Origin of the sequence: Planococcus ruber (assembly GCF_022819085.1) — a bacterium.
In the GTDB taxonomy this organism is placed as follows: domain Bacteria; phylum Bacillota; class Bacilli; order Bacillales_A; family Planococcaceae; genus Planococcus; species Planococcus ruber.
In genome coordinates this window covers 917,397-930,356 of the sequence record NZ_JALHAG010000001.1, presented here as the reverse complement: position 1 = coordinate 930,356, position 12,960 = coordinate 917,397, and the positions used below count along the sequence as shown (strand labels likewise).

Sequence of the window (12,960 nt, the reverse complement as noted above, 5' to 3'; positions counted from 1 at the left end):
CTCCTCTGCACTCATGGATTGGGATTGGCTGAAACCTGTTTCTTGAATGGTTGGATCGATTAAATAATAGGTCTTGGAGAAAAGCTGCGAAATCTCATTGCAGCCATCCTGGAAATGGTTGAGAAAATCCATCATTTCATCTGTCGTAAATTCTTCAATTTTTACTTCGTTGAATTCGGTTCGCATTTCATCCAATTTGGCGTAAAGTTCTCAAGAATAATGCGAAACTTTGCCCTCTTCCAACACATCCAATACAAAGCATTTGCGACTCGGCTAAGCATCAAGAAGCTCCCTGTCCTCTTTTTCTTTATTTTCCGCCGCCCCCTTGGGAAGAGTTAACGACGAGAAACCCTTGCTTCAAGGCAACTCGCGACAGCCCGCCAGGAAGCACCCGCGTTTCTTTGCCTCTCATAACGAATACCCGCAAATCGACGTGGCATGGATAAAACTCCTCGCCTTGATATGCCCGGGGCTCTTGAAAGCTTGATCGTTGGCTGCGCAATGTACTGGTGGGGAGATTCGATGATCTTCTCCCGGAATTTCTCGATCAGTTCTTTGGAGGCATGGGGACCAACGAGCATATCGTAGCCGCCGGATGCCCCCACATTTTTTACGACAAGTTCTTCAAGATGGTCAAGAACCCATTCGCGGTCTTCTGGATTGCTGAGCAAATACGTTTTTACATTATCGATGATCGGCTCTTCACCGAGATAGTAGCGGATCATGTCAGGCACATAAGCATAGATCGCCTTATCGTCTGCGACGCCGTTGCCAATGCCGTTCAATATGGCGACATTCCCATGCCGGTAAGCTTCCAACAGTCCAGGCACTCCAAGCGCTGAATCTTCCCTGAAAGCGTGCGGATCAAGAAAATCGTCGTCAATCCGGCGATAGATAATATCCACCCGCTGCAGTCCGCGGATCGACTTCATATAGACGATATTCCCCTTGACGATTAAGTCCCTTCCCTCCACTAAATCGATGCCCATTTGCTGCGCCAGAAAAACATGGTCGTAATAGGCTGAGGTATACATTCCCGGCGTTAATAAAACCGCAAAAGGTTTTTCATTCGAGGTGTTCGGCATATGGTCCAGCATGGCCTGATGAAGATAAGACAGTTGATGTTCAAGCGCATGCACCGAATGGTTGGCGAAGAAATCGGGATATACCTGTCTCATGACATAACGGTTCTGGTACACATAGGACATGCCGGAAGGATTCCGCAGATTGTCTTCAAGAACATGGTACTTCCCAAATTCATCGCGTATTAAATCGATGCCGGCCAGGAAAATATGGTTCTGGAGAGGAATATCAATTCCTTTCACCTGCTTCGCATAGTAATAGGGATTTTCTTCAACTAGGTGCCGGGGCACAAGGCCTTCCTCAAGGATTTTTTGTTCATGATAGACGTCGTCAAGAAAACGGTTTAGCGCTTCAGTACGCTGGATCATCCCTTTTTCGATGGTTTGCCACTCGTCCCTCGAAATGATTATGGGCACAAAATCAAAAGGCATGGTTCTTTCCGTACCGACATTATTGTTGTAAACCGTAAAGGTAATCCCTTGCCGCAAAAATGCCAGCTGAGCTGTATCATGCTTCTCTTTAAGCTCTTCTTCGGAAAACCGCTGCAATATATCATAAAATTTGCGGTAATGCGGTTTGGGCACCTTATGGTCATCGAACATTTCATCAAAAAAGGCTTGACCTGGTAGGAATCAAACATGATACACCTCGAACTTTCTTAATTTTCAGTTTATTTTAAGGCTTAAAAAAAGCTAGAGCTCATAGGCTTGCGAGCAATAGCTTTCGGGTTGAAATATTCGTTTTTATTTGTCGAATGTCGATTTATCGCTTGAAGAAGAATCTTTGGATAAATCTTTTTTCAGCGACTCGCTGTAATCCGTACTGCCGCCGTAGACCCCGCCGCTCGGAGTTGAAGTATCCGGTGAGACGCTGCTTGAAGAACTCGTATTGGATGTGCCTGAAGCGCCGCCAGAAGTTTTAGATGCGGAAGAGGAATCTTTGTTCGTTTCGCCGCCCACTTCATCCTGCAGCGTCTGATTCGCTTTATCCAACATGTCTTTTTCTTTGTCCATCATTTTCTGCTGTCCTTCAATGGCGCTTTTGACTGTTTCCACCGCTTTGCTGACTCCCGGTTTCACTTTATCAACCATGCCGCCGGATTGTTCATTGAAGCGGTCTAAACCTTTCTTCACGTTCTCTTTCAAATTGCTGGCTTGGGAAGTTTCATTGCCGTTTGAATCTACTTTTTTCTGCGTCATCGCTGCTCCGATTACTGCACCTACGCCTAATAACACGAGCTTGCCAAACATGCCGCCTGAATTTCTAGCCATTTTCATCTCTCCTTTTCAGTTTTAAAATACACTGTGCTCCTAGTATTGACTTTTCCAGCTCATTTCAAACATAAAAAAGGAAAAAAGAAAGACACCTTCTAAGCCGAAGGTGCCGCAGAATTTACCTATTGATCTAACTTCTCTTTTCGTTAATCCGAAGAGTTTTCCGTAATTTTGCCTTCTTCTTTTATCACTTGTTCAAAAGCTTCGACCACTTTTGGATCATATTGAATACCCGCTAGCTGTTTAATTTCGGCCATCGCAAATTCAGCTGTAAAGGCTTTTCGGTAGGCCCGGTCTTCGGTCATTGCATCAAACGTATCGCATACTCCGATAATCTTCGCTTCCATCAAAATTTCTTGATCCACCAGCCCGAACGGGTAGCCTCGCCCATTTATGCGTTCATGGTGCTGCTCAACGATGTCTGCAAGCTCTGCGTAAGGTGTTTCTCGAATCATTGCCGCACCATCACCAGGGTGCTTTTTAATCAACTCAAATTCATAATCCGTCAATTTACCAGGTTTCTTTAAAACTTCTTCAGGTATATTAATCTTGCCGATGTCATGAAGAAAAGCCGCAGAATATAAATTCTGGATTCTTTGCTTCGGCAATTTCATTTTAGTCGCTGTTTTCACTGCATAGTGCGCTACACGTGAACTATGATTAAAAGTATAGCGGTCTTTCTGCTCGACCGCTTCTCCAATTTTTTTCAATTCCTTGATTTCTTCACTCAACTCTTGAAAAACTGGAGCTGTTGAAATCGATAAAAGAACAACATCCGATTTAGTATAAAAATCGACTGTAGTTTCTAAATTTTTCGCAGAAAAAAAATCATTGGTGTACAACTTTATTTTCTCACCATCAATTTCGCCTTCGATTTCACCTTCAATTATATAATAAAACTCTTCAACGTCGGCATCTTCCCCTGGAAAAAGAATGAATAGTCGATCTTTTTGAATTTCTTGCTTCATTATTTCCAAACTATTTCCACGTCCAAGTAGACTTAGAGTTGTCGAATCATTATTCACTTTTTCGAGGTATCCATTCTTCAATATATCTAAGCCTTTCACGATTACACGTCCTTTAGAAAAAGATGAGAGTATCGGTTTTCCGATACTCTCATCTTACTTTATCTATGGGGTTTTATCCATTGAAAATTACCAGCTCACTACTCGTATTGGGTCGATTAAAGCGATGCGATCTGCAAACTGAACAGGAATCCATTCAATTTCCACATTAAGGCCTGATTCTCTAGCCTTTTCAACGCCGTGGCGTGTAATCTCCTGGGTCTTTACATCGACTTCAGAAATGATTTTCGTTAGTTTCTTTTCATAATCAGCCTTTAATTGAGCCGTTTCTCCAGCTTCATTAACAGCTAAAAGGTATTCTTCATATAATTGATCTGCCAGTACCTGCCCTTTTGCAATTTCGCCGTAAATTTCAGCATTTACTTGTTCCACTTCACTAAGCGCTTGTGCGATTTCCGGAGTAATCACTGCCTCTTCAGCAAAAGCAGTCGTTCCAACCATAACAGCAAGAAGTACAGATAGCAGTAATGCAACAAAGCCTTTTTTGAACATTCTTCTTCCTCCCGACAATTAGATAGTGTGGCGAACACAAGTTTAACTGCTCTACGCAGTCATGCCTGATCCTTTTGAGCCTAGCAGGAATACCTAGTAATGTTAATCTTGATGCGCCTACTATAGTATATATGAATCAGAGTCTCAATACAACATTTTCTAAATTTTCTTTCTATTTAACTTTTTAAAGACTTTTCTACTAAAAAAAGACCAGACAATTGTCTGGTCTCCCATTTATTAAGGCAAGACTGTGGATTCCATTAAATAACGGTCGCATTCCCTTGCTGCTTCTCGTCCTTCATTTATTGCCCATACGATTAAGCTCTGGCCTCTCCGCATATCACCAGCTGCAAAAACGCCCTCCACATTTGTTTTGTATTTTCCGTATTCTGCGTCCACCGTGGAGTTTGCGCGCGTTTCCACTTCCATCTGTTCAATGAATTTCTGGTCAGGACCGCTAAAGCCGATTGCAATCAAGACGAGATCTGCTTTCCAGACTTTTTCCGTACCCGGAATTTCCTCGCGGATGCGGTTGCCTGATTCATCAATTTTCAACTTCACATTCACCGTATGAACTTCTGTCAGCTGGCCGTTTTCGTCGCCTACGAACTTTTTCGTCATCACAGCGAAAGCTCTTGGATCTTCGCCGAAAGCAGCTGCGGCTTCTTTTTGTCCGTATTCGACCCGGTGGATCCGAGGGTATTGCGGCCACGGATTGCCCAAATCATCCCGCAATGCGCCTTTTTTGTCATAGACATCAAACTGCACTAAGCTTTTGCAGTTGTGGCGGACAGAAGTAGCCAGGCAGTCTGTTCCCGTATCGCCGCCGCCGATGACAATCACATTTTTCCCTTCAGCAGAAATGTAATTGCCGTCCGTCAAATTGGAGTCCAGCAAGCTTTTTGTATTGGCGCGCAAGAAATCCATTGCATAGTGGACCCCTTTCAACTCACGCCCTTCTACCACGATATCGCGATGTACAGCCGCGCCTGTACACATAATTACCGCATCAAAATCCGAACGAAGCGCTGAAACCGGATAATCTTTTCCGACTTCCGTATTCGTAATGAATGTGATGCCTTCTTGTTCCAGTATTTTCACCCGGCGAAGCACGACGTCATACGATAATTTCATTTCCGGAATTCCATAAGTCAGCAAGCCGCCGACCCGGTCGCTTCTTTCAAATACCGTCACGAGATGCCCTGCCTTATTCAATTGCGCTGCAGCTGCAAGCCCGGCTGGACCCGAACCGATGACTGCCACTTTTTTGCCGGTTCTTGAAAGGGGCGGTTCCGGAACAACCCATCCTTCTGCGAATCCTTTTTCGATGATCGACCGCTCGACTGTCCGAATGGCCACTGGCGGTTCATTAATTCCGAGAACGCAGGCTCCTTCACAAGGAGCAGGACAAGCCATTCCCGTGAATTCCGGAAAGTTGTTCATGACGTGCTCCCGGCGCAGCGCTTCTTTCCATTGCCCCCGGTAAACCAGGTCATTCCATTCCGGAATCAGGTGATAAACCGGGCAGCCCGTAGTTGCCCCTTCCAGCTCCATGCCGGACTGGCATGTCGGCACACCGCAATCCATGCAGCGTGCGCCCTGCTTTCTTACTTCTTCATCTGAAAGGGGGATTGTATAATCCGACCAATCTTTTTTCCGTACGGCCGGATCTCGTTCTTTTATTGTTTGCCGGCTGTATTCCATAAAACCAGTCGCTTTTCCCATCAAATCCCTCCAATTCTTTACTTGCATATATTGACGCCTACATTTTTCGGAGCTGATCAGCCGCTTACGCTTTTCCGGTTGCCATTTTGCTTTCTTCAAACGCTGCCATTTCAGCTTCCGGTCTGGCCATTCCGCTTTCCTGCAATTTGTTGATGCGTTCATTGATTTTCAAATAAGCTTTTGGAATAACCCGGACAAATTTAGCAGAATAGATTTTCCAGTTGTCGAGCAAGCGTTTTGCGTTCTTGCTTCCTGTATAGTGAACGTGCTGTTCAATCATTTGGCGCAAATCTTCCATTTCTCCCGGTTCGACAAGCGGCTGCATATGGACAAGCTCCGCATTGCAGCGCTCAGCAAATGTCCCGTCTTCGTTCAATACATAGGCAATGCCGCCCGACATGCCGGCTGCAAAGTTTTTGCCGGTCTCGCCCAAGATGACAACGCGCCCTCCGGTCATATATTCACAACCGTGGTCTCCGACGCCTTCAACAACGATGTTCGCTCCACTGTTGCGGACCGCAAAACGTTCTCCGGCAATTCCGCGGATATATGCTTCACCTGCAGAAGCTCCGTAGAATGAAACATTCCCGATAATGACATTGTTTTCAGGAATAAACGTCGAATCACTTGCCGGATAGACGATGATTTTCCCTCCGGATAACCCTTTTCCGACAAAATCATTTGCATCTCCAATCAGTTTAAGCGTCATTCCTTTAGGGATGAACGCACCGAAACTTTGGCCGGCAGAACCTTGGAAATTGAAATTGATCGTATCTTCCGGCAATCCTTCTGCTCCATACTTCTTGGATACGGCATAGCCGATGATTGTCCCGGTTGCGCGATGGATGTTTCGGATGGCAGTTGTGACATCCACTCGCTCACCCGATTCGATCGCTTTTCTGGCGCGCGGCAGCAATTCGGTATAATCCAAAGTATTTTTCAATTCGTGGTCTTGCTTTACAGTTGCATAGCGTCCTACTTTTTCAGGAAGATCCGGCTGATGCAATAATGCAGACAGGTCGAGTCCACCGGCTTTCCAATGGTCTACTGCCTGTTTCGCTTCGATCACATCTGTTCTTCCGATCATTTCGTTAATAGTCCGGAATCCAAGTTCCGCCATCAACTCGCGCGCTTCCTGGGCCACAAAGCGCATGAAGTTTGCAACGTGCTCTGGATCTCCCATGTATTTCTTGCGCAGCTCCGGATTTTGCGTAGCGATTCCGACCGGACAGGTGTCCATATGGCAGACGCGCATCATGACGCAGCCAAGCACCACTAACGGAGCTGTCGAAAAACCGAACTCTTCCGCGCCAAGCAAGGCCGCAGTCACCACATCACGGCCCGTCATCATCTTCCCGTCCGTTTCAACAACGATCCGGTCACGCAAACCATTCAATAAAAGCGTTTGGTGCGTTTCCGCCAAACCAATTTCCCAAGGCAAACCAGTATGCTTTAAACTAGTTTTCGGCGCAGCGCCGGTACCGCCATCATATCCGCTGATCAACACGACATCAGCACGTCCCTTGGCAACGCCCGCTGCAATGGTTCCTACTCCAACTGCCGATACCAGTTTTACGCTGATGCGGGCCATTGGATTAGCGTTTTTCAAGTTATAGATCAACTCCGCCAAGTCTTCAATCGAATAGATATCATGATGCGGAGGCGGAGAAATCAACTCTACTCCAGGAGTTGAACCGCGAACTTCCGCTACCCACGGGTATACTTTTTTGCCGGGCAAATGCCCGCCTTCTCCCGGTTTTGCCCCTTGGGCTACCTTGATCTGAATTTCATCTGCGTTGACCAGATAATGGCTGGTCACGCCAAATCGGCCAGACGCTACTTGTTTGATCGCGCTTCTTCTGCTGTCTCCATTTTCATCAGGGACAAAACGGGAAACCTGCTCGCCGCCTTCTCCCGAATTGCTTCGGCCGCCAATCCGGTTCATTGCAATCGCCAATGCTTCATGCGCTTCTTGGCTGATTGACCCGAATGACATCGCCCCTGTTTTAAAGCGCGCACAAATTTCTTCGATTGTTTCAACTTCTTCTATTGGAACAGGCGTCCGCTTCTTGAACTCCATCAATCCGCGCAGCGATTGGACATTCGAAGTCTCTTTCGTTAAGAGGCTGGTGTATTTTTTAAATACTTGGTAATCGTTCGTCCGGCAAGCCTGCTGCAGGGTGTGGATCGTTAATGGATTATATTGATGAGTTTCCCCGTTTGCACGGTATTGGTACTCATCTCCCGCTTCCAAGAATCGATCTCCTGTTTTGCGTTCCGGATATGCCTGCTCATGGCGCATCATGGCTTCTTTTGCAATAATATCCAGGCCAATTCCTCCAAGACGTGAAGACGTCCGCGTGAAGTAACGGTCGATGACGTCCATATGAATCCCTACCGCTTCAAAGATTTGGGCACCGCGGTAACTTTGGATCGTCGAAATCCCCATTTTTGACAACACTTTAATGATGCCGTCGGTTACGGCGTTGATATAGCTCGCTTCGGCTTTTTCGTATGAAATGCCGACAATATCTTCCTGTTCAATCAAATCTTCAAGAGTACGCAAAGCGAGGTAAGGGTTGATTCCTTCTGCTCCGTATCCTAGCAATGCAGCAAAATGGTGGACTTCCCGCGGTTCTGCCGATTCCAGCAAAATGCTCACTTTTGTCCGGGTTCCTTTGCGGATAAAGTGATGATGCAGCCCGGAAACTGCCAATAGCGCAGGAATGGCCACATGCGTCTCATCCACTCCCCGGTCCGAAAGAATTAATAGCGTTGCTCCAGCTTCATAAGCTTGCTCCGCTTTTACAAACAGTTCTTCAAGTTCCCGCTCCATCGCTTCCGGCCCGCCGGATTTTTCGAAAAGGATCGGCAGCGTAACTGCTTGGAATTCCACCAGCTTCTGCTGGCGCAATCTCTCCAATTCACTGTTTGTCAGCACGGGCGTTTCCAGACGGATATGGCGGCTGCTTTCCGGACGGGGATCCACTAAATTCCCTTCTGCACCGATTGTCGTGCGGGCAGCGGTAATAATATGCTCCCGGATAGCATCAATCGGCGGATTCGTCACTTGCGCAAATAATTGCTTGAAATAATTATAGAGAAGCTGCGGCTTTTTGGATAAAACGGCTAAAGGCGAATCATAGCCCATTGAACCAACCGGATCTTTGCCTTCCGTAGCCAATGGCTTGATGATTTTTTGAACTTCTTCGGTTGTGTAGCCGAATGCTAGCTGCTGCTCCTTAAATTGTTCTTTCGTCAGTGTCTGTTCAGGCAGCGAAGGCGCAGGTAGATCTTCTAAATCCAGCAGGTTATCTTCAATCCAGTCTTTATATGGAAGTTCCTTAGCCATCTGCATTTTAATCTCTTCGTCCGGAATGATTTTCCCTTCTTCTAAATCGACTAAAAGCATTTTGCCTGGACGCAAGCGGTCTTTGTAAATGATGTCATCGGCAAAAATATCCAGCGCCCCAACTTCAGATCCAAGAACGATCATGCCTGTTTTCGTCACATAGTAACGGGCTGGGCGAAGGCCATTGCGGTCAAGGCATGCCGCGATCTGGCGGCCATCTGTAAAGACCAGTGCTGCCGGTCCGTCCCAAGGCTCCATCAGTGTACTATGGAATTCATAAAAATCTTTTTTCTCTTTTCGAATCGTCGGGTCGTTAACCCAAGGCTCCGGGACCATCATCATTGCGGTATGGGCCAGTGAACGGCCTGATAAGTGAAGGAATTCAAAGCAGTTATCGAACATGGAGGAATCGCTTCCGCTTTCGTCAATAACCGGCAAGACTTTTTGAAGTTCTTGCTCATTGAAATAAGGGGAACTGCAAAGCGTCTGTCTTGCACGCATCCAATTCACGTTTCCTCTGAGGGTATTAAATTCACCGTTATGGATTGAGTAACGGTTCGGGTGGGACCGCTGCCAGCTCGGGAAGGTGTTCGTACTGAAACGGGAGTGAACCAAAGCCAGCGCTGATTTGAATTCAGGGTGGTTGAGGTCAATATAGAAGGAATCCAGTTGCTCTGGAATCAGCATGCCTTTATAAACGATAGTGCCTGCAGAAAGGCTGCTGAAATAGACGTCTTTGAAATCCTCATTGCCGCCCATCACCATCTCGATGCGCTTGCGGATGACATAGAGTTTGCGTTCAAGCGCCATACGGTCTCCCAGGTTTTCTGAAGCCGCAATAAACACTTGGCGGATGACCGGTTTTGTTTTTAACGCCACTTTCCCGACAAAAGAGTCATTTACCGGAACAGGGCGCCAGCCTAGGCATTCCTGGCCTTCCTCTTCTACAATTTGCTTGATGATTTCTTTCGTTTTCATCCGCAGCCCATAATCCTGCGGCATGAAAATCATCCCGATGCCATATTTTCCGGCTTCAGGCAAAATAATCCCTTCTTTTTCACATTGCTTTAAAAAGAAACGGTGAGGAATCTGCGTTAAAATTCCTGCGCCATCTCCTGTGCTTGTATCTGAAGATTGTCCGCCCCGATGCTCGAGGTTACAAAGAATGTTAATTGCGTTCTGCACAATCGCGTGTGATTTTTCTCCATTAATATTGGCAATCATTCCGATTCCGCATGCCTCATGCTCTTGATCCGGATGATAGAGTCCTTGCTGTTGTGGATATTCTCTTTTGCTCATCAAATCGCCTCCTTCATTACGATAAAGTGTCATAATGTTTTGATAGTATACCACATGTCTGAATATATATACAATTCCATATTGGTATTTTTTTCGCAACATTCCACAAACCCAAGCCTGGCATGTAACCGTTTACATTAACGGTAAATTACAATAAATCCCCTATGAAAGGAAACGAATATTTATGCATATAAATTCAATGAAAATAAAAAAGACCCCTTTATAAAAGGAATCTTTTTTGCATATTTCTATCAATTATTGACCATTTCGTATGATTTTATCGCCTCTAAAAACGCCTCTCCATACTTTTCAAGTTTATTGGAGCCGACGCCATTTACTTCTAAAAATTCTTCGCTGTTTTTTGGCCTTCTTGAACACATATCCTGCAAAGTTTTATCGGAGAATATAACAAATGGAGGCACCCCAGCTTCATCAGCCAACGTTTTGCGGATTTTGCGCAACTCCTCAAACAACGGATCGTTGTCTGCAATCTGCTTGGTGGCGACCGCTCCTTTGCGAAGCACTTTTCTTTTTCCCAGCAGCACATCGCGGCCGCCATCCGGCACATAAATCGTCGGGAAAGACCCTTGTTCTACGGCCAGCAATTCCTGGGAAATCATAAACTCGATCAGATTTGCCACTTCTTTTGTGCTGTGGTGCTTTAAGATGCCGTACGTCGATAATTTATCAAAACCGAAATCAAGCACTTTTTTATTGCGTGAACCTGTAAGCACTTGAGCCGTCATCATTTTACCGAATTTCTGGCCCATTCGAATGACGCAAGACAGCACCATTTGCACATCCGTCGTGACATCCATGCTTTCGCGGTCATCGTTGCAGCTGCTGCAATGCCCGCATGGTTCAGCCGTTTTATCGCCGAAGTAGTGGATGATAAATTGCTGAAGGCAATTTTCTGTATGGCAGTAGTCGACCATTCCTTGAAGCTTCACCAATTCTCCCGGAATGCGGCTTGGGTCTTGGGCTTGATCGATCAGAAAACGCTGCGTCTGAACATCTTGCGAAGCATATAAGACGATGCATTCACTTGGCAGTCCGTCGCGGCCGGCACGCCCCGCTTCCTGATAATAGCTTTCCATATTCTTCGGCAGCTGATAATGGATGACATAGCGGATATTCGATTTATCGATGCCCATCCCAAACGCATTGGTCGCTACCATTACGGTTACTTCATCGTTCAAGAATCGTTCCTGCCCAAGCTTCCGTTCCATATCCGGCATGCCGGCATGATACCGTGCAGCTTTGACGCCTTTCTTGGTCAGCATCTCGTAAACCGAATCAACCGTTTTTCGGGTAGCCGCATAAATAATGCCGGCTTCTTTTTCATTTTTTTGTACGTACTCTTTCACGAACCGATCGCGGTCCTGTCCTTGAACAACAGAAAAAGTTAAATTCGCCCGCTCAAAACCGGTCATGACCGTATGCTGTTCTTCAATATTTAAAATACGGCAAATGTCTTCACGGACCTGTGGCGTTGCCGTAGCTGTCAAAGCCAAAACAGTCGGATGGTCCGGGAACAGTTCCATCATTCTGCTGATCAATCGATAGCTTGGCCGGAAATCATGCCCCCATTGCGAAATACAGTGAGCTTCATCAACTGCAATGAGCGGAACACGGACGCCTTGCAGCTCGTTTAAAAACATTTCCGAATCCAATCGTTCCGGGGCAATATATAATAATTTTACGGCGCCGCGTTGGACGTCATATAAAATTTCACGAACTTCTTCAAAATCCAGTGAGCTGTTAATGTACGCAGCCGGAATTCCAGCAGCCAGCAAAGAATCGACCTGGTCTTTCATCAAGGAAATCAAAGGCGATACAACAATGGTCGTCCCTTCCATTACAAGTGCCGGGATTTGATAGCACATCGACTTTCCGCCGCCGGTCGGCATGACACAGATGGAATTCTTCCCTTCAAAAACTTGGGAGATCGCCTGTTCCTGCCCAATCCGAAATGACTCGTATCCAAAATACGACTGCAATATCTTTCTTGCTTCTTCCAACAAAATTAAACACTCCTAATACTCGTCTCGTATGAGTAGCTTATCATATTTCCACTCCTTTTTCTTGCGCCAGAATCCCTCTTTGAAGACACTGTACGCCAATAAAAACAGCCTAAGAGCATAGGCTCGAAGGCTGTTTTCGCTTTCATTCCACTTTTTTCAGTATGAAAAAGAACGGGTTCGCATCCCCTTTCCGATCCATCATCCCCAAGAGAACATGTTCGTTCACTTTACGGAAATGATCGTGAGTCGGCAAGTTGTCATAGACCATTACGGCACTTAAAACGCCTCTATGCACCATCATCCTCATCCGCGCTTTGCCGCCAGCTGCTTTCAGAAGCTTCCGTTTGTCCATCAGCGGGACAGGGTCCATCGCAGCAATCTCTCCGTCCGGCAGTTCGAACAATAAAGGATCGACATTTTCAGCGTCGTGGAACGCTTTGCCGTACCAATTCAACCCGCTTAACACGCCGTCTAAAGGATGTCCGGTTGGAAATTCCCGGCCTTTCCATGTGCCGATCAACTCGGACAAACTTGCGGCTTCCAATCCATCATAGAGCCTGCACGCATCTTCAGTGTCTGCCCCGCCGGCTGCATAAACAGCCCAAAACTCACTGTTTGTATCCATC

Annotated in this window: 7 protein-coding genes and 1 pseudogene; all 8 read right to left on the bottom strand. The window is 46.3% G+C overall.

Annotated features, from left to right (window positions below):
* Positions 1-307: 307 nt before the first annotated feature.
* A pseudogene (locus MTR82_RS04725) lies at positions 308-1,685 on the bottom strand (circularly permuted type 2 ATP-grasp protein).
* A gap of 141 nt (positions 1,686-1,826) precedes the next feature.
* Complete coding sequence (locus MTR82_RS04720; RefSeq protein WP_052650285.1) at positions 1,827-2,354, bottom strand: hypothetical protein; 528 nt, start codon at positions 2,352-2,354, stop codon at positions 1,827-1,829.
* A 149-nt stretch (positions 2,355-2,503) separates the two neighbouring features.
* Entirely contained in the window at positions 2,504-3,424 is a 921-nt protein-coding gene (locus tag MTR82_RS04715; RefSeq protein ID WP_052650284.1) for an HD-GYP domain-containing protein, read from the bottom strand.
* 87 nt (positions 3,425-3,511) lie between these two features.
* Positions 3,512-3,934 (bottom strand): hypothetical protein, encoded by a 423-nt coding sequence (locus tag MTR82_RS04710; RefSeq protein WP_052650282.1) that lies wholly within the window; start codon positions 3,932-3,934, stop codon positions 3,512-3,514.
* A gap of 237 nt (positions 3,935-4,171) precedes the next feature.
* On the bottom strand, positions 4,172-5,659 hold the full coding sequence (locus tag MTR82_RS04705; protein ID WP_246808012.1) for a glutamate synthase subunit beta: 1,488 nt from the start codon (positions 5,657-5,659) through the stop codon (positions 4,172-4,174).
* A gap of 64 nt (positions 5,660-5,723) precedes the next feature.
* Positions 5,724-10,310 (bottom strand): glutamate synthase large subunit, encoded by a 4,587-nt coding sequence (gltB, locus tag MTR82_RS04700; protein WP_246808011.1) that lies wholly within the window; start codon positions 10,308-10,310, stop codon positions 5,724-5,726.
* Positions 10,311-10,561: 251 nt separating this feature from the next.
* Entirely contained in the window at positions 10,562-12,334 is a 1,773-nt protein-coding gene (gene recQ / locus MTR82_RS04695; protein ID WP_052650276.1) for a DNA helicase RecQ, read from the bottom strand.
* A 142-nt stretch (positions 12,335-12,476) separates the two neighbouring features.
* Positions 12,477-12,959, bottom strand: a complete 483-nt coding sequence (locus MTR82_RS04690; RefSeq protein ID WP_246808010.1) for a DUF4334 domain-containing protein — start codon at positions 12,957-12,959, stop codon at positions 12,477-12,479.
* Position 12,960 lies beyond the last annotated feature (1 nt).

Excerpts from the sequence above, each read along its gene's own strand:
- MTR82_RS04720 (WP_052650285.1), bottom strand. The coding sequence starts at position 2,354 with ATGGCTAGAAATTCAGGCGGCATGTTTGGCAAGCTCGTGTTATTAGGC.
- gltB (WP_246808011.1), bottom strand. The coding sequence starts at position 10,310 with ATGAGCAAAAGAGAATATCCACAACAGCAAGGACTCTATCATCCGGAT.
- MTR82_RS04690 (WP_246808010.1), bottom strand. The coding sequence starts at position 12,959 with ATGGATACAAACAGTGAGTTTTGGGCTGTTTATGCAGCCGGCGGGGCA.
- MTR82_RS04705 (WP_246808012.1), bottom strand. The coding sequence starts at position 5,659 with ATGGGAAAAGCGACTGGTTTTATGGAATACAGCCGGCAAACAATAAAA.
- MTR82_RS04710 (WP_052650282.1), bottom strand. The coding sequence starts at position 3,934 with ATGTTCAAAAAAGGCTTTGTTGCATTACTGCTATCTGTACTTCTTGCT.